The organism is Streptomyces sp. NBC_01267 (assembly GCF_036241575.1).
Lineage (GTDB): Bacteria > Actinomycetota > Actinomycetes > Streptomycetales > Streptomycetaceae > Streptomyces.
Map to the genome: position 1 here is coordinate 7,403,450 of NZ_CP108455.1, position 17,016 is coordinate 7,420,465.

14 protein-coding genes and 3 pseudogenes are annotated in these 17,016 nt (G+C 70.3%); 10 read left to right on the top strand and 7 right to left on the bottom strand.

The window, feature by feature from the left end; genetic code table 11:
* Positions 1–108: 108 nt before the first annotated feature.
* Complete coding sequence (locus OG709_RS32975; protein WP_329168758.1) at positions 109–561, bottom strand: type II toxin-antitoxin system PemK/MazF family toxin; 453 nt, start codon at positions 559–561, stop codon at positions 109–111.
* A 71-nt stretch (positions 562–632) separates the two neighbouring features.
* Here OG709_RS32975 and OG709_RS32980 point away from each other — a divergent pair, with 71 nt between their 5' ends.
* The 3 genes and pseudogenes from OG709_RS32980 to OG709_RS32990 all read left to right on the top strand — a co-directional run bounded on the left by OG709_RS32980 (position 633) and on the right by OG709_RS32990 (position 4,724).
* On the top strand, positions 633–1,715 hold the full coding sequence (locus OG709_RS32980; RefSeq protein WP_329168759.1) for a glycosyl hydrolase family 18 protein: 1,083 nt from the start codon (positions 633–635) through the stop codon (positions 1,713–1,715).
* 140 nt (positions 1,716–1,855) lie between these two features.
* Complete coding sequence (locus OG709_RS32985) at positions 1,856–3,040, top strand: thiolase family protein (protein WP_329168761.1); 1,185 nt, start codon at positions 1,856–1,858, stop codon at positions 3,038–3,040.
* A 248-nt stretch (positions 3,041–3,288) separates the two neighbouring features.
* Positions 3,289–4,724: pseudogene (locus tag OG709_RS32990) on the top strand (aldehyde dehydrogenase family protein).
* Positions 4,725–4,769: 45 nt separating this feature from the next.
* Here OG709_RS32990 and trxA read toward each other — a convergent pair.
* A complete protein-coding gene (trxA, locus tag OG709_RS32995) occupies positions 4,770–5,135 on the bottom strand; it encodes a thioredoxin (protein ID WP_250301671.1) in 366 nt (121 codons plus the stop codon).
* A 117-nt stretch (positions 5,136–5,252) separates the two neighbouring features.
* Here trxA and OG709_RS33000 point away from each other — a divergent pair, with 117 nt between their 5' ends.
* The 4 genes and pseudogenes from OG709_RS33000 to OG709_RS33015 all read left to right on the top strand — a co-directional run bounded on the left by OG709_RS33000 (position 5,253) and on the right by OG709_RS33015 (position 9,682).
* Entirely contained in the window at positions 5,253–6,686 is a 1,434-nt protein-coding gene (locus OG709_RS33000) for a dihydrolipoyl dehydrogenase family protein (protein WP_329168764.1), read from the top strand.
* Between the two features lie 57 nt (positions 6,687–6,743).
* A pseudogene (locus tag OG709_RS33005) lies at positions 6,744–7,238 on the top strand (GtrA family protein); the annotation flags it as partial.
* Between the two features lie 244 nt (positions 7,239–7,482).
* Complete coding sequence (locus OG709_RS33010; protein ID WP_329168766.1) at positions 7,483–8,682, top strand: mannosyltransferase family protein; 1,200 nt, start codon at positions 7,483–7,485, stop codon at positions 8,680–8,682.
* A 184-nt stretch (positions 8,683–8,866) separates the two neighbouring features.
* On the top strand, positions 8,867–9,682 hold the full coding sequence (locus tag OG709_RS33015; protein WP_250301668.1) for an MIP/aquaporin family protein: 816 nt from the start codon (positions 8,867–8,869) through the stop codon (positions 9,680–9,682).
* 94 nt (positions 9,683–9,776) lie between these two features.
* Here OG709_RS33015 and OG709_RS33020 read toward each other — a convergent pair whose 3' ends face one another.
* Positions 9,777–10,901 carry an RICIN domain-containing protein gene (locus OG709_RS33020; RefSeq protein ID WP_329168767.1) on the bottom strand — a complete coding sequence of 375 codons (1,125 nt, stop codon included), beginning with the start codon at positions 10,899–10,901 and terminating at the stop codon, positions 9,777–9,779.
* 218 nt (positions 10,902–11,119) lie between these two features.
* On the opposite strand from OG709_RS33020, the gene OG709_RS33025 reads away from it, so the two are divergent.
* The 3 genes from OG709_RS33025 to OG709_RS33035 all read left to right on the top strand — a co-directional run bounded on the left by OG709_RS33025 (position 11,120) and on the right by OG709_RS33035 (position 14,203).
* Positions 11,120–12,754 carry an alpha-L-fucosidase gene (locus OG709_RS33025; protein ID WP_250301666.1) on the top strand — a complete coding sequence of 545 codons (1,635 nt, stop codon included), beginning with the start codon at positions 11,120–11,122 and terminating at the stop codon, positions 12,752–12,754.
* Between the two features lie 188 nt (positions 12,755–12,942).
* Complete coding sequence (locus OG709_RS33030; RefSeq protein WP_250301665.1) at positions 12,943–13,596, top strand: ClpP family protease; 654 nt, start codon at positions 12,943–12,945, stop codon at positions 13,594–13,596.
* Position 13,597: 1 nt separating this feature from the next.
* Positions 13,598–14,203, top strand: a complete 606-nt coding sequence (locus tag OG709_RS33035) for a ClpP family protease (protein WP_250301664.1) — start codon at positions 13,598–13,600, stop codon at positions 14,201–14,203.
* A 168-nt stretch (positions 14,204–14,371) separates the two neighbouring features.
* Here the strand turns inward: OG709_RS33035 and OG709_RS33040 are convergent.
* The 4 genes and pseudogenes from OG709_RS33040 to OG709_RS33055 form a co-directional block, all read right to left on the bottom strand.
* Positions 14,372–14,755: pseudogene (locus OG709_RS33040) on the bottom strand (helix-turn-helix domain-containing protein); the annotation flags it as partial.
* 94 nt (positions 14,756–14,849) lie between these two features.
* Complete coding sequence (locus OG709_RS33045) at positions 14,850–15,359, bottom strand: FBP domain-containing protein (protein ID WP_250301663.1); 510 nt, start codon at positions 15,357–15,359, stop codon at positions 14,850–14,852.
* Between the two features lie 123 nt (positions 15,360–15,482).
* A complete protein-coding gene (locus OG709_RS33050; RefSeq protein ID WP_443068564.1) occupies positions 15,483–16,364 on the bottom strand; it encodes an endo alpha-1,4 polygalactosaminidase in 882 nt (293 codons plus the stop codon).
* 37 nt (positions 16,365–16,401) lie between these two features.
* Complete coding sequence (locus tag OG709_RS33055) at positions 16,402–16,932, bottom strand: DinB family protein (protein WP_329168770.1); 531 nt, start codon at positions 16,930–16,932, stop codon at positions 16,402–16,404.
* Positions 16,933–17,016 lie beyond the last annotated feature (84 nt).

The window sequence follows — 17,016 nt, forward strand, 5'->3', positions numbered from 1 at the left end:
ATCGTCCGCACAAGTGCGCCCCGGGAGACCGGATCGTTCACGGGTCCACGGTGCCCGACAGGGCCCCACCCGGCCACCCGGGTGCGGCCCTCGGTGCGATCACGCAGGTCAGCGCCAGCCGTAGCGCTCCCTGAGTCGTTCCACGACGGCGTCGAACCGCGGCCGGTCGAGCGCGCACGCCTCACGCCGCATTCCGTCCTCGTACACCCGCAGGACCCGGTCCAGGTCGACCCAGGACTCCCGGCCCTCGCGGTCCCAGGGCCCGGCCCCGATCGCCAGCCACTCCCGGTCGCGGTCGTGCGGCTTGCTGGAGAGGCGTACCGCGAGCAGGGTGCCGGCCTCCTCCCTGGCCACCACCAGGACCGGACGGTCCTTGCCGCGGCCGTCGTTCTCCTCGTACGGCACGAAGGTCCAGACGATCTCGCCGGGGTCGGGTGCGCCGTCACGGTCGGGGGCGTAGGAGGTCCGGACGGGGCCGATGTCGCGGGGCTCGGCCTCGGTCGTGGCGGTCGGGCCGGAGCTGCCCGGCAGGTCGGTGCGGTCAGCCTGATACGTAGTCATCCGGGTCACGTGAGAGCCTGGACGGACCACTCCGCGGGGCGGGACCTCCGACCGGGCTCCAGGCTCGGGCCATGCCCCTGCCGCGTACCTCCCGTCGGGCGCTCCGCCCGGTGTCCGCCCTGGTGTCCCTGCTGCTTGCCGCCCTGCCCGCGACCACGGCGCTCTCGCCCCCGCCGGACGCCCCGGCCGCCGGACCGGTACCCCGTACGGCGTCGGCCTGGCTCCCGTACTGGGACCGGGAGAACGCCTACCGGGACGCGCTGCGTCACGCCGGCCAACTGCACACCGTGAGCCCCTTCTGGTACAGGACCGCGGCGGCCGACCGCATCGAGGGCCACCCGGGCGCCGGTGACGCCCGGATCGTCGCGGGGCTGCACCGGGCCGGGATCGACGTGGTGCCCACCGTCATGGACATGGACACGATGAAGCCGGGCGAGCTGGCGGCGATCCTCACCACGCCCGGCCTGCGCTCGGCACAGATCAGCACGCTGGTGCGGCTCGCGAACAGCCACGGATACGACGGCATCGACCTCGACTACGAGACCATCGCCCCGACGCCCGATGCCATGTACCGGAAGGTGCGTGCCGCCTTCGCGGAGTTCGTGACCGAGCTCTGCGCCGCCCTCCACGCGAGGCACAAGCAGTGCGTCGTCACGGTCTCGCCGCAGACCGCCACCACCGGCCGCATCTGGGACTACGCCGCGATCGGCCGCGCCGCCGACCGGATGCGGATCATGGCGTACGACCTCCACTGGTCGGGCGGGGAACCCGGACCCGTGTCCGGCACCGGCTGGTACGACCGGATCCTGCGGCGGGCCACGGCGCTGGTGGCACCCGCGAAGATCGAGATGGCGTTGCCCGCGTACGGATGGGACTGGCGCGCCGACGGCACCCGCCCGGCGCGCCACGTGACGTGGAAGGAGGCGGAGGCGCTGCGCCGCAAGGTGGGCGCGCCCTACGCGCTGGACCCGGCCTCCGGCACTCCGCACTTCACGTACGACGAAGGGCCGGTGTCCAGGACGGTCTGGTACGAGGACGCCCGCGGGATCGGTGTGCAGCTGGCCCCGCTCCGGAAGTACGGGGTGCGCAACACTTCGCTCTGGGCCCTCGGGTTCGAGGACCCCGGCCTGTGGAAGGTGCTCGCCCGGGGCTGACCGGGCGGACGGGGTTCCGCTTCCCCGCGGGTTCCCGTCCGGTGCCCCGTTGACAGGGGCCGGAGTTGGACAGACACTCGGGCAGCAGCCATTCATGAACAATAGTTCACTGGGCGAACAGTGCGCGTGGGAGAGATTCGATGAGTATCCGCGACGTCTACATCGTCGACGCAGTCCGTACGCCGGTCGGGAAGTTCGGAGGGGCGCTCTCCGCGGTACGTCCCGACGACCTCGCGGCCCATGTCGTCAAGGCGCTCGTGGACCGAACCCCGGACCTCGACCCGTCGCGCATCGACGACGTGTACTTCGGCGATGCCAACGGCGCGGGCGAGGACAACCGCGACGTGGCCAGAATGGCCGTACTCCTGGCCGGACTTCCGGTCTCCGTGCCCGGTGTCACCGTCAACCGGCTGTGCGGCTCCGGGCTCGAAGCCGTCATCCAGGCGGCCCGCGCCATCGCGCTCGGCGACGCGTCCGTGGCCGTCGCGGGCGGGGTCGAATCCATGTCCCGGGCGCCCTGGGTGGTCCAGAAACCCGAACGCGCCTTCCCGGCCGGACACCAGCAGATGCACTCCACGACGCTGGGCTGGCGGATGACCAACCCGCGGATGCCGCAGGAGTGGACCGTCGCCCTCGGGGAGGGCGCCGAACTCGTCGCCGACAGACACGGCATCACCCGCGCCCAGCAGGACGCCTTCGCGCTGGCCAGCCACGGCAAGGCAGCCGCCGCCTGGGACGCGGGCCTCTACGACGGTGAGGTCGTCCCGTACGACGGCGCCACTCTGTCGCGCGACGAGTGCATCCGCGCGGGGTCGAGCATGGACGCCCTCGCCGGGCTGAAGCCCGTCTTCCGCGCGGGAGGCACGGTCACCGCGGGCAACGCCTCCCCGCTCAACGACGGCGCGGCGGCGCTGCTGCTCGTCGACGACGAAGGGCTGCGGGCCACCGGCCGTGAACCCCTCGCCCGCATCCGGGCGTCGGCGGTCACCGGAATCGAGCCGCAGCTCTTCGGGCTCGGCCCGGTGGAAGCGGTCCGGCGGGCCCTGGCGAAGGCGGGCAAGGGTTTCGGTGACCTCACCACCTTCGAACTGAACGAGGCGTTCGCCGCGCAGGCGCTCGGCTGCCTCGCGGAGTGGCCGGAACTCGACCCGGCCCTCGTCAACCCGCGCGGCGGCGCCATCGCCATCGGCCATCCGCTCGGCGCCTCGGGTGCGCGGCTCGCCGGATCCGTGGCGCACCAACTGGCCGCCGCCGGTTCCGGAACGGGACTCGCCGCGCTGTGCATCGGCGTCGGCCAGGGCCTCGCGCTCGTACTCGAACGCTGACGGCCGGGGTCGGACCGCACCGAACTCGCGTCGAAGCGGCCGGACTTGGGGTCGGGCGCAGGTGCGTGAGGGCGTTCCTTCCCCGGGCCGACCTTCCCCGGACGGACTGGTTACGATGCTGCACGCGGGCGCATCGGCAGCGTGTTCGATCCGGGCGGGTTCTGCGCGCCTGCGCAGCGCTGATGACCCGCCGTCCGAGCCACGAATGATCCGCTACCGAGCTGTCATTGAGCCGCTGGAGATGTGCGATGCCCCTGCTCGACCCCAAGACCTGGCAGCCCCGGAAGCTCAGCGGCGATGAATCCCCCGTCATCGAGCCCGCCACCGGGGAGACCCTCGCCACGGTCGTCCTCGCCACCGCCGAGGACGTCGCCCCGGCCGCCGAGGCCGCGCACCTCGCGCAGGGCGCCTGGGCGCGAACCCCGCACTTCCTGCGCGCCGCTGTCCTGCGCAAGGCCGGTGACCTCTTCACCGCACACGCCGAGGAACTGAGCGAGTGGCTGGTCCGCGAATCCGGCTCGATCCCCGGCAAAGCCGCCTTCGAGCTGCACGTCGCGGCGCAGGAGTGCTACGAGGCCGCGGCTCTCGCCTCCCGGCCCACCGGCCAGGTGCTGCCCAGCGAGGAACCGCGTCTCTCCTACACGCGGCGGGTCCCGGTCGGGGTCGTCGGTGTCATCGCACCGTTCAACGCACCGCTGATCCTCTCCATCCGGTCCGTCGCCCCCGCCCTGGCCACCGGCAACGCCGTACTGCTCAAGCCCGACCCGCGCACCGCCGTCTGCGGGGGAATCTCCCTCGGTGCGGTCTTCGCCGAGGCCGGTCTGCCCGAAGGGCTGCTGCAGATCCTGCCCGGCGGCGCCGAAGCAGGCCAGGCGCTGATCGCCGACCCCCGTGTCCCGGTCATCTCCTTCACCGGCTCCACCGCGGCGGGCCGGGCGGTGGGCGCCGCTGCGGGCCGGCTGCTCAAGCGGGTGCACCTGGAACTGGGCGGCAACTCGGCCCTCGTCGTACTGGAGGACGCAGACATCGAGGCGGCCGTCGCCCAGGCGTCCTGGGTTCCTTCTTCCACCAGGGCCAGATCTGCATGACCACCGGACGCCACCTCGTCCACGCGTCGCTGTACGAGGAGTACGTGGAGCGGCTGGCGGCCAGGGCCGAATCGCTCGCCGTCGGCGACCCCTACCGCGAGCAGGTACACCTGGGCCCGGTCATCGACAGGGCCCAGCTCGGGAAGATCCACGAACTGGTACGGGCGAGCACGGCCCGTGGCGCCGAACTCGCCGCCGGAGGCACCCACCAGGACCTCTTCTACCGGCCCACCGTGCTCGCGGGCGCCGACGACCACACGCCCGCATACACGGAGGAGGTGTTCGGGCCCGTGGCACCCGTGCGCTCCTTCGCCACCCTCGACGAGGCCGCGTCCCTGGCCGCCGCAGGCCCGTACGGTCTCTCCCTGTCCGTCATCACCAGGGACACCGCACTCGGCCTGGAACTGGCGGAACGCATCCCCACCGGGATCGCCCACATCAACGACCAGACGGTCAACGACGAGGCGGTCGCACCCTTCGGCGGAGTGGCGGCCTCGGGGACGGGAGCGCGATTCGGAGGTGAGGCCAATCTGGACGCCTTCACCGAACTGCGCTGGACCACCGTCCGCCGGGAGCCGCCCGGCCATCCCTTCTAGGCCCTGCCGGCCGGTCTCCGCCGGGCCCCCGACGGAGACCTGACGTCACGCGTTCTTCGCGTCCTCCACCGACTTGCGGACCTCGTCCATGTCCAGCGCGCGCGCCTGGCCGATCACATCCTCCAGAGCGGCTTCCGGCAGCGCGCCGGGCTGGGAGAAGACCGCGACATTGTCACGCACGATCATCAGCGTGGGGATGGACCGGATCTCGAAGGCCGCGGCCAGTTCCTGCTGCGCCTCCGTGTCGACCTTGGCGAAGACCAGATCGGCATGCCGCTCCGAAGCACCCTCGTAGACAGGGGCGAACTGACGGCACGGTCCGCACCAGGAAGCCCAGAAATCGATGAGGACGAAATCGTTGTCGCTGACGACGTCGTCGAAGTTTTCCTTGGTGAGTTCCACCGTGCTCATACTGTGCCCGCTTTCTCTGACTGACCGGTGTATTCGCCCGCGTCAACCGTCGCGTCCGCTGTCGTATTCCGACTGCCCATGTGGCCGCCCCGCACACCCCGTATCAGACTGGCTTGCATGACGGATCGCATGGAAGACAGGGCGTACGACGTGGTGGTCCTCGGCGCGGGCCCGGTCGGCGAGAACGTGGCGGACCGGGCCAGAGCCGCGGGGCTCAGCGTGGCGGTGGTCGAGAGCGAACTTGTCGGCGGTGAGTGTTCCTACTGGGCCTGCATGCCCAGCAAGGCGCTGCTGCGCCCGATGACCGCGCGCGCCGACGCACGGAAGGTTCCCGGACTGCGCGAGGCCGTCCAGGGCCCGCTCGACGTACCGGCCGTGCTCGCCCATCGTGACGCGTACGCCTCGCACTGGAAGGACGCCGGCCAGGTCGCCTGGCTGGACGCCATCGGAGCCGACCTCTACCGCGGACACGGGCGTCTGCAGGGCAAGAAGACGGTCGCCGTGACCGGCCCCGACGGCGGAGAACAGGTACTGACCGCACGGCACGCGGTGGCCGTGTGCACCGGCTCCCGGGCAGTCGTGCCGGACCTTCCCGGACTCGCGGACGCCCGGCCGTGGACCAGCCGCGAGGCGACCAGCGCCCAGGCCGTGCCCGGACGGCTGGTGGTCGTCGGAGGGGGAGTGGTGGGCGTCGAGATGGCCGCCGCCTGGCAGGCTCTCGGCTCCCGGGTGACCATGCTGGTGCGCGGCGGCGGACTGCTGCCGCGGATGGAGCCCTTCGCCGGTGAACTGGTCGGCGCGGCGCTCACCGAAGCGGGCGTGGACATCCGTACCGGTACGTCCGCCGCGTCCGTCGAACGGGACAACGGGCCGGTGACCGTGGTGCTGGAGAGCGGCGAACGGATCGAGGCCGATGAAATCCTGATCGCCACCGGCCGGGCCCCACGCTCCGAGGACATCGGCCTGGACACGGTGGGCCTGGAAGCGGGTTCCTGGCTGACCGTGGACGACAGCTGCCGGGTGGAGGGCAGCGACTGGCTCTACGCCGTCGGAGACGTCAACCACCGGGCGCTCCTCACCCACCAGGGCAAGTACCAGGCCCGCATCGCCGGTGCGGCGATCACCGCGCGGGCCCAGGGCGTCCCCCTCCTGGAGACGGACCGGTGGGGAGCCCACTCCGCCACCGCCGACCACGCCGCGGTGTCCCAGGTGGTCTTCACCGACCCGGAGGCGGCCTCGGCCGGGCTGACCCTGGCCGAGGCGGAGAGCGCGGGCCTGCGCGTCCGGGGCGTCGACTACGACATGTCGGTGGTGGCCGGAGCGGGGCTGTACGCGGACGGCTACCGAGGACACGCCCGGATGGTCGTCGACCTGGACCGGGAGGTGATCGTCGGCGCGACCTTCGTGGGCCCGGGAGTCGGCGAACTGCTCCACTCGGCGACGGTGGCGATCGCGGGCGAGGTACGGGTCGACCGGCTGTGGCACGCGGTGCCCGCGTATCCGACGATCAGCGAGGTATGGCTGCGGCTGCTGGAGACCTACCGCGGATGAACCGTACGGGGGGCGACAACTCAGGGCGAGCATCTTCACGCTGAAGGTTGACGAACTATGAGCCAACGGGTCGCTGCGCATTCTCGTACAGATGAGTGTACGGACGGGCTTCACCGGGAAGTCGCCAAATTCGTGACGGTCGGGGCCGCGGGAGTTGCCGTCAATCTCGTGGTGTTCAATCTGGCCCGCCATTTCGCCCATCTGCAGGTGATCCGGGCCGGAGTCGTCGCGACCGTGGTCGCGATCGCCTTCAACTACGTGGGATTCAAATACTTCACCTACCGGCACAGAGGAAGGCAGCAGCGTACGCGGGAGATCGCCCTCTTCGTCTTCTTCAGCCTGATCGGGCTGGTCATCGAGAACGGCATTCTCTACATGGCGACGTACGGCTTCGGCTGGGACAGTACGTTGCAGAGCAATATCTTCAAGTTCCTCGGTATCGGTGTCGCCACGCTCTTCCGCTTCTGGTCCTACCGGACCTGGGTGTTCAAGGCGCTGCCGAAGAGCGAGGGCGCGGATTCGGTTCCGGCCGATGCCCGTGGCGGGGACGCCCGAAGGCGATTAGGACCTGTCCGGCCGATCTTCGCCGGGCCCGGGGCGTCTGATACGGCACCTCGCCGCGTTGCCGAAGTGCCCACAGGAAACCACCCTGCGGACACTTCGGCGCCTTGCGATGCACCGCACCAGACGCCCCGGGCTGACCCGACAAGACCGGCGGGGCAGGTCCTGGGACCTGCCCGGCCCGGAGCGAGCCGAATGCGTGGGCAACTCGTCGGACCTACGGCAGAGGTGAGCTGTGCCCGCTGATCCCGCGACGCATCCGCCGCTGTCCCCGCCCCGGGGACACGCGCCCCCTCCGTTCCAACGGCTGGCCGGGGCGCTGCGCAGGGCGGCTCCGGCGCTCCTGCTCTACGTGGTGGTGCGGCTCGCAGGCATTGTCGTGGTGGCGATCGTCGCCCACCACACGGGCCGGTCGATGTGGTCGGCGCTCGGCAATTCCTGGGACAGCCGGTGGTACGCGGGCATCGCCCAGCACGGTTACGGCACCACGCGCCCCTCGCGGATCCCCGGCATCGTCCGCAGCGACCTCGCCTTCTTCCCGCTCTTCCCCGGCCTCGAACGGGCTGTCACGGCGCTCGTCCCGGTCAGCCTGGTCGTCGCCGGACTGACGGTGGCCTGGGTCTCGGCCGTGTTCGCGGCCTGGGGCATCCACGCCGTCGGTGAGCGGCTCTACGGCCGCCGGGCAGCCACCATGCTCGTCCTGCTCTACGCGGTGCTTCCGCACGCCGTCGTCATGACCATGGCCTACAGCGAGCCGCTGATGACCGCGCTGGCCGCGTGGTCGCTCTACGCCCTCCTCACCCGCCGCTGGCTGTGGGCGGGCTCCCTCGCCCTGCTCGCCGGGCTCGCCCGGCCCAGCGGCATCGCCGTTGCCGCTGCCGTGCTCAGCGCGGCGCTGATCGTGCTGTGGCAACGGGAGGGTGCCCGGCGCGACTGGCGGATCTGGACCGGCGCCCTCCTCGCGCCGCTCGGCTGGCTCGGCTACGTCGCCTGGGTGGGCACCCGCTCCGGCGGACCGCTCGGCTATTTCCGGATCCAGCGCGAGTGGGGCTCCCGCTTCGATTTCGGCCGGAGCGAACTGGACTTCATCCGGCGGCTCGTCACCGACGAGGGCGGGACTCCCCATCTGGCCTACTACATGGGCGTGGCCGGAGTCCTCGTCGCGGTACCGGCGCTCGTCCTGCTCATTCTCGACCGCCCGCCGCTTCCCCTGCTCATCTACACGCTCGTGCTCTTCGTGCTCGCGGTCGGCGGCTCGCACTACTACTCCTCCAGACCGCGATTCCTGCTCCCCGCCTTTCCTTTGCTGTTTCCCGCCGCACGGGCCATGGCGAAAGCCAGGCCGCGTACGGTCGCTGTTCTGACGGGCAGCCTGACGGTACTTTCGCTGACGTACGGCGAGTACCTGCTGTTGTTCTCCACCACCGCCCCGTGAGCGATATCGGCCGCTGATCCGGCGTCCGGCCGCACCCGGCTGCCCGTCATGGCTTGCGGAGGAGCCACCGCCGAAGTCGAATGGGCACACCGGCGAGAGCTTCGGTGATTCGGTATCAGTCCGCGGCCCGTCCCCTTGCTTTCGGCCGCACTGCTCGGCCCGGACCGTCTGGAGGCAGATGTTCATGGCAAAAGGCCTGAAGAGAACGGGTCTGGTCAAAGAGCTGTCCGCGGAATTCGCGGGCACGTTCATCCTCATCCTTTTCGGGGCGGGAGTCGTCGCCCAGGTGGTCGCGGCGGGTCTGGGAGACCACGACAGCATCGCCTGGGCCTGGGGCCTGGGTGTCACCTTCGGCGTCTATGTCGCGGGCCGGATCAGCGGCGCCCACATCAACCCCGCGGTCACGCTCGCCTTCGCCGTCTTCAGGGGATTCTCCTGGCGCAAGGTCGTTCCCTTTGTGACAGCGCAGACCGCCGGTGCGTTCGCCGCCGCTCTGCTGGTCCGCTGGAACTACACGGAGGTGCTGGCGAAGTTCGACCCCGGGCACACTCTGAAGACACAGTTCGTCTTCTCCACGCTGCCGGGGAACGGAACCCTGCCGGTGAGTGAATGGGGCGCCCTGCGCGACCAGATCATCGGTACCGCGATCCTGCTCTTCGTGCTCTTCGCACTGACCGACGCACTGAACGACCCGCCCCTCGCCAACCTGGGACCGCTGCTCATCGGGCTGCTCATCGTGGCGATCGGCATGGCGTTCGGCGCCGACGCCGGATACGCCATCAACCCCGCACGTGACCTCGGACCCCGGTTCGCGAGCTTCATCACCGGGTACCGGGGCGCCTGGCGGGACCAGTACGGCAATCTCTACTTCTGGGTCCCCATCGTCGGCCCGCTGATCGGTGGTGTGCTCGGGGCCGCGGTGTACAAGTTCCTGATCGGGCGCTATCTCCCCGGGCTCAAGGGGCAGGAGGCCGGCAGGATCCCGACTGCTGACAACTGACCTCCCGGCAGTGACGAGCACCCGGCCACGGTGCCCGCCGCGCAGCGCGCGGTGCACCACGGCCGGGTGCTCGTCACGAAGGGTGTGAGGGCCCTCAGGCAGGGGTGTTCCACTGCTGGTTGGCGCTGCCCTGGCAGGTGTACACGATCAGCTCGGTGCCGTCGGCGCTGCCGCCGCCCGAGGCGTCGAGACACTTCCCCGATCCCGTGTTGACCAGGGTGTTCCCCGTGCGCTTCCACTGCTGGGCGGTGGAACCGTCACAGGACTTGAGCTGGACGTCCGTGCCGCTGACGGCCATGCACTTGAAGAACGCGTGCACCGTGCCGTCACCGGCGAGTACCCAGTTCTGCATGTCGCCGCCGCTGCACGTCCACAGCTCCAGCGGGGTGCCGTCGGCGCTGTTGCCGCCCGTGATGTCGACGCACTTGCCGCCCGTGCCGGTGATGGCCCCCGACGACGAGTTGCCGATGCCGTCCTGGTGAACACTGCCGCCACTGGGTGTGGTCACCGCGGCGTACGGGTCGCAGGTGCCGCTCTTCGACGTGCCGCTGACGGAGGCCGTGACGCCGCCACCGCTGGTCGACGTTCCGGTGGGCAGATCGAAACGGGCCTGGGAGAAGGGCTCGTCCTGGCAGGTCGCGGCGTTGTTGTTCCAGTCGAAGTACTCCACCCAGTCGGTCATCCCGCCCGCGGCCACCTGCGCGCCCGAACCGATCTGAAGGCTGCCGAGGACGAACGAGGTCCCGGCCGTGGTGTCGGAGATCGTCGCCTGGTACCAGCCGTCGGTTGCGGCGGGCTCGATGTGGTACGCGTAACGGTGCCCGGCCGTGAACTTCTGCTCGGAGCGGCAGGTGTATCCGGTGCCGCTCTCGTCGAAGGTCTGGCAGTACGTACCTGCCGAGCCGGCCTTGGCGGCGGTGGAGCCCCAGAGCGAGAACAGGAACATTCCGTTCCCGGTGCGCCAGCGCTGTTGTCCGATGTATCCGCCGACTCCATTGGTGAAGCCGAACTGGTGCGACCAGAAGACATTGCCACGCCCGGGGTCGGACTGCACGGTCGTGGCGAAGGTGACATCCGTGAGGGAAGTGGTCCCGGACGGGAAGCCGTAGTTGGTGTAGGTGCCGGGGGTCGAACCGCCTGCCTGAGCGGGCCCGGCCAAGCCCAGACAGGCGGCGAGCGCGAGTACGGCGATGGTGCAGAGTGCTTTGACACGGAGCACGGTGTCTCCTCCGTCGAACGTGGATGATGGCATGTTCACGTCGAGAGTGGTCTCTCGGGGAGCCGTCGCGGGATGGACTTTCCGAACGGGCAGATGGACTCTTCTCATTCGACACCCCGACGGTGGGCGGGAGTTGAGAGGCTGCATTCCGTAGAACATCCGATGAATACGGAACAGGAACCCGCGTCTCACGCTCACTGACACCGGAGGACCCGCCCATGGCTCTCAGCCGCCGCCTCTTCGTCACCGCACTCGCCGCAGTCTCCACCACGGCCGGTACGTCCCTGCTCGGCCCGGACGCCTGGGCTGCGGCCCGGGTCCGCTCCGTACCTGTCGAACCGGGCTACCGGATCCCGGTCGGCCCGGACGACACCCCGGACCAACTCGTCGCCAAGGCGGCCCGACTCCGCCCGACGGAGCGTCAGATAGCTTGGCAGCGCCTGGAGAAGACGGCCTTCCTGCACTTCGGGGTGAACACCTTCACCGGCCTCGAATGGGGCACCGGCGACGAGGACCCCGATGTGTTCCAGCCGGTCGGACTCGACACCGACCAGTGGGCACGGGCGCTGCGGGACGGCGGCTTCGAGCTGGCCATCCTCACCGTCAAGCACCACGACGGCTTCGTCCTCTACCCCTCCCGCTACACGGAACACAGCGTCGCCTCCAGCAGCTGGCGCAGCGGCGGGGGTGACGTACTGCGCTCCTTCGCCGACTCCATGCGGGCCCACGGGATCAAGGTCGGCGTCTACATCTCCCCGGCCGACGAGAACCAGTACCTGCACGGCGTCTACGCCAACGGCAGCGCCCGCACCACCCGCACGGTCCCCGCCCTCGTCGACGGGGACGACCGGGCAGGAAAGAAGCTGCGGACCTTCGAGCTCCAGGCCACCGACTACGGCGCCCACATGCTCAACCAGCTCTACGAAGTACTCACCGAGTACGGGCCGGTCGACGAGGTCTGGTTCGACGGAGCACAGGGCCGGATCCCCCCGGAGAAGGTCGAGCGCTACGACTGGGACAGCTGGTACGAGGTCGTCCGCGCCCTCGCCCCCGGCGCCTCCATCGCGGTGTCCGGCCCCGACGTGCGCTGGGTCGGCAACGAGGGCGGGCTGGCACGCGAGAACGAGTGGAGCACCATCCCGGTGGCGGAGACGGACTACGGCCGCACCGACTACGCCCTCGCCTACGACGCCCCCGACCAGGGCAGCCGTGACGCGCTCGCCGCGTCGCGGTCCGTGGCGCAGTACCTTCAGTGGTGGCCGGCCGAGTGCGATGTCTCCATCAGGCCCGGCTGGTTCTACCACGCGGACCAGCAGCCCAAGACGGTCGAGCAGCTCACCGACATCTACATGAGATCGGTCGGCCGCAACTCCGTCCTGCTGCTGAACATCCCACCGGACCAGCAGGGCCAACTCCCCGCAGCGGACGTCGCCGTGCTGCGGGCCTTCCACGAGCGCATCGGCAGCGAACTGCCCGAGGACCTCGCGCACCGGACGCGGGCCTGGGGCGACGGGCGCTCCCCGGCCCGCGCGGTCGACGGGGACCCGGACACCGCATGGACCGCGCCCGCCGCGTCGAAGGGCACCCTGTACGTGGACCTCGGCCGTTCCCGCGAGGTCGACCGGATCCGCCTCGCCGAGGACATCCACCACGGTCAGCAGGTCGAACAGGTCGTCGTCGAGGCCCGTACGGCACAGGGGTGGACGCAGATCGCCGAAGTCGGGACCATCGGCGCGAACCGCATCGTCCTGCTGCCCGCCCCGGTCACCGCCCAGCAGTGGCGGCTGCGCGTGACGGGCTCCCGACTGCCCGCGCACATCGCTGAGTTCGGCCTCTACCGCTCGCAGGTCTGAACAGCCGGACGCCGCACCTCCAGAGGGGCCCTGAGCAGTGCCACGGCCCACGCCGTCCGTCCGGCGTGGGCCGTCGCTCTGCCCTCAGCGAATCTGCTGCGGGCCGAGAAAGCCGAGGTGGACGCCCGATCGGACCGAGAGTGGTGAGGAGCGCGGCAACGGCAGCCGCACCACCACAAGGAGGACCGATGCGCACTCTCATCACCGGCGCGGACCCCGCACCCGCCCCGCGGGCGAGCGAGGAAGACACCCCCGCGACACGGTTCGACGACCATCTGGCCGCGCAACTTCTCATGCAGCGGATCGTCTTCCTCGGCACCCAGGTCGACGAGGTCTCCGCGAACCGGGTCTGCGCCCAGCTCCTGCTCCTCTCGGCGGAGGACCCGCGGAGCGACATCAGCCTGTACATCAACAGCCCCGGCGGCTCGGTGACAGCCGGGCTGGCGATCTACGACACGATGCGGCTGATCCCGAACGACGTCTCCACCCTCGCGATGGGATTCGCCGCGAGCATGGGCCAGTTCCTGCTCACGGTCGGGGAGCCCGGGAAGCGCTTCGCGCTGCCGAACGCGCGGATCATGATGCACCAGCCGTCGGCCGGGATCGGCGGGACGGCCGCCGACATCGCGATCCAGGCGGAGAACCTCGAATTCACCAAGAAGGCCATCGAACGGATCACGGCCGAGCACACCGGCCAGAACGAGGAGACGATCTCCCGGGACGGTGACCGCGACCGGTGGTTCACGGCCGAGCAGGCCAAGGAGTACGGAATGGTCGACCATGTCGTCGAGTCGCTGGACGACGTCCGGCCGGCCGGTACGCAGCGACGGATCGGACTCTGACATGAGCCAGTACACGATTCCCACGGTCGTCGAACGGACCGCGCAGGGCGAGCGGGCGTACGACATCTACAGCCGGCTGCTCTCCGAGCGGATCATCTTCCTCGGCACCGAGATCGACGACGGCGTCGCGAACGTGGTGATCGCGCAACTCCTCCACCTGGAGTCGTCGAGCCCCGACACGGAGATCGCGATCTACATCAACTCGCCCGGCGGATCCGTCACTTCGCTCATGGCGATCTACGACACGATGACCTTCATCACCTCACCCGTCTCGACGTTCTGTGTCGGGCAGGCGGCCTCGACCGCTGCGGTACTCCTGGCCGGGGGAGACCCGGGACGGCGCTTCGTCCTGGACCACGCCAGGGTGCTGCTGGGACAGCCGGCGAGCGGCGGTCAGCAGGGGACGGTCTCGGACCTCAGCCTGCGGGCCAAGGAGATGCTCCGGATCCGCTCCGAGATCGAGGACGTCCTGGCCCGGCACACCCACCACGACATCGCGACACTCCGCGCGGACATGGACCGGGACAAGGTCTTCACCGCGCACGATGCCGTGGCGTACGGCCTCGCCGACCAGGTCCTCAGCCGGCGCGCCGGAGGGCGATTCTGAGACGCGGCGCCGGCCGGGGCTCCGGGAGGGGCGCGGTCAGGCGGCCAGGCGCACGTTCCCCTGCCGGGACACGGCGGACGGTCCGGCGTAACGGCTGCTCAGCCGCGTCACGGAGGTCACGGCGCCGTCCCGGCCGCCCGAAGCGAGAGCGCGTCCGGAACTGCGGCCGGGCGCCGAGGTGACGGGGGCCGGGGCGGTGCGGGGCCCGGCGTGTCCCGGCCGGGCGGGACCGGTGAGGCGGGCCAGCTCGCGCTGGCCCAGGGCGAGGAGGTCACCGAGTCCCAGCCCGAGGGCGCGGGCCGCAGCCGCGAGGACTTCGGACGAGGCCTCCTTGCGCCCGCGCTCCAACTCGGAGAGGTACGGCATCGAGATCCGGGCCGCGTCGGCCACATCCTTCAGCGTGCGTTCCTGGGCGAGACGCTCGCGACGCAGGACGTCACCCACGACGTCACGCCACAGCGGCTCCTTGGCCTCGGAGGGCGGCACCGGCGCGGCGGCGACAACCGGGCGCAGAGGAAGGACGCGGGCTTGGTTCGACGCGTGGCTGCTCACTCCTCCAGACTAGGAGCGATGTGCCCGGCAGGGCGACAGCAGCGTTCTGCCCTCGGCGAATTCGCCCCGAGCCCCGCCCCGCCCCGCCCCGGCCTCAGACCGAGGGTCCGGCGACCTTCGCGACGAAGCCGTTGAGGTTGTCCATGGTGCGGGTCACCCTCTCTTCCAGAGTGAGTGTCTCCTCGTAACGGCCCGCCCGGAGTTTGGGCTGCCGCTTGCCGCGGATGTACAGCGAGCACGCGAGGTCCTCGCAGAGGTAGATGCCCACGGAGTTGCCCTCCCGCCCCCGTTTACCCGCCAGGGGTGCCACGAGAAGGTTCACACCGGACGAGGCGTGGCTGGTCAGGCAGACCTGGCAGATGCTGGACTTCACGGCGCTGGCCGACTTGGCTCCGGGGACCCGGAAGGTCACGCCGATCGGGCCGGATTCCCGAGGTACGACGACATGGGCCCGCAACGGGGCTCCAGGATCGACCCAGCCGAGGAAGTCCAGGTCCGGCCACGGCAACTCGCCGAAGTCGAGAGGGAGCCGAAGCCGGCTTGCCTCGCCCTTCGTGCAGTTGACGAACGACGAGCGGATCTGATTCTCACTGAGCGGTTCCACGAGCGGGACCATACAGGGCGTCCCCGACACGGACATCCGCATTTCTCCGCGCCCACCGGGAACCGGCCGCCGCACCACCGGACGGCGCTGAGCGGCCCCGCGCGAAACAGAACCTCGGCCCCGTCAGCAGGACCGGAAGACGTAACCCTTCCGACCGGCACGGCGCACATCGATGTCACGGTTCACGACGGACAGCTTCGACCCCCACGCGGAACAGCTCTTGTCGAAGTCGCTCCTGCTGTACTCGATGACGAACACGCGATCGGCGTAGGCCTTGGCGTACGTGCCGCATTCGTCGTAGTGACCGCATTCCTCCGCCACGGCGAAGTCGAATCCGATCCCGACGTGCTCGGAGGTGAGATCGGCGGTGTTCTTCTGGCCGATCGCGAGCCCGGCGCTGTGCGCACGCCGGGCCAGCAGCCTGGCGAAGGCAGCGTTGTCCGCCCGGGACAGCCCGCCCTCCGCGCGCTCGTACGAGTCGAGATTGTCCGGCTCGACGGCTTGGAAGCCGTGCGCCGCGCAGCCGTCGATCCAACCACCCACGATCTCCGCGAGCTGGGCGCGGTGGGCGGCCGTCGAGGTGTCCAGCAGCGCCTCGTCCCAGTCCTCGTCCGTGACCGGTCTGCCGTCGTCGTCGCGCAGCAGCAGGTCCGGATGGTGGTGTTCCCACCAGTCCAGCGCGTCGGGTTGAGCCTGGAAGGCGTTGACGTAGCAGACGTTGTACAGGCCTTCGGCAGGCTTGTCACCACGGTCCCGGGCGACGGCCTCCGTCCCGGCCGGCGGCGGGTAGGCGCCTCCGATCTGGTAGTCGAAGGCCATACCGGCCGTGGGTGCGACCACGGACCGGGCCGGTTTCTCCGCGGCGGGGGCCGCATCGTCGGGAGAGCTGCCGGCCAGGGTGTGGCACAGCAACAGACCCGCTCCGAGAGCGGCTACGGAGACCACCGCCATGCCGACGACTGCGCCCCTGCGGCGGAAGAGCGGGGGTCGGGCGAACTCGGGCACACGTACTCCAGTGCAAGTGGTGGTCGGACACCCGCTGTCAGACGCCGGTGCGGCCGTCGATGCGTTCGCGGACGAGATCGGCGTGGCCGTTGTGCCGGGCGTATTCGGCAATCATATGAACGTAGATCCAGCGCAGCGTCACCTCGCCTCCCATGTAGGGGCTGGTGCCGTCCAGTGCGCGTGAGGCGCAGTTGCCGCGAGCCAGCGAGACCTCGGTGTGCCAGGTGGCGAGGGCTGTCCTGAAGGAGCCGTCGTCGGTGAGGTCGAACCCGCCGTCGAACCTGCCGTCGGACCGGCCGGAGTCGGAGTCGGATTCGGACGGATAGATCGGCGGGGCTTCTTCCCCGACCAGCACGCGGCGGAACCAGTTCCGCTCCACCTCCGCCATGTGCTGGACGAGGCCGAGCAGGGTGAGGGACGACGGCGCCACGGAAGCCTGTCGCAGCTGCTCTTCGTCGAGGTCCTGGCATTTCATCGCGAGCGTGTCGCGGTAGAAGTCGAGCCAACTCTCCAGCGTGGTCCGCTCATCGCCGTTCAACGGGGGCATGGTGCGCTCGCTTGCAGTCATGATCTGCATCATGCCAGCGGGGTACGACAACTCCCTTGGCAGAGAGCAACAGGCCGGGCCGGGCCCGCGCCGGACCGAACGACC

What these genes read in the sequence shown, in the direction of transcription:
- OG709_RS33035 (WP_250301664.1), top strand. Translation starts at nt 13,598, where the DNA reads ATGAGCCAGTACACGATTCCCACGGTCGTCGAACGGACCGCGCAGGGC.
- OG709_RS33015 (WP_250301668.1), top strand. Translation starts at nt 8,867, where the DNA reads ATGGCAAAAGGCCTGAAGAGAACGGGTCTGGTCAAAGAGCTGTCCGCG.
- trxA (WP_250301671.1), bottom strand. Translation starts at nt 5,135, where the DNA reads ATGAGCACGGTGGAACTCACCAAGGAAAACTTCGACGACGTCGTCAGC.
- OG709_RS33055 (WP_329168770.1), bottom strand. Translation starts at nt 16,932, where the DNA reads ATGACTGCAAGCGAGCGCACCATGCCCCCGTTGAACGGCGATGAGCGG.
- OG709_RS32975 (WP_329168758.1), bottom strand. Translation starts at nt 561, where the DNA reads ATGACTACGTATCAGGCTGACCGCACCGACCTGCCGGGCAGCTCCGGC.
- OG709_RS32980 (WP_329168759.1), top strand. Translation starts at nt 633, where the DNA reads ATGCCCCTGCCGCGTACCTCCCGTCGGGCGCTCCGCCCGGTGTCCGCC.
- OG709_RS32985 (WP_329168761.1), top strand. Translation starts at nt 1,856, where the DNA reads ATGAGTATCCGCGACGTCTACATCGTCGACGCAGTCCGTACGCCGGTC.
- OG709_RS33025 (WP_250301666.1), top strand. Translation starts at nt 11,120, where the DNA reads ATGGCTCTCAGCCGCCGCCTCTTCGTCACCGCACTCGCCGCAGTCTCC.
- OG709_RS33030 (WP_250301665.1), top strand. Translation starts at nt 12,943, where the DNA reads ATGCGCACTCTCATCACCGGCGCGGACCCCGCACCCGCCCCGCGGGCG.
- OG709_RS33000 (WP_329168764.1), top strand. Translation starts at nt 5,253, where the DNA reads ATGACGGATCGCATGGAAGACAGGGCGTACGACGTGGTGGTCCTCGGC.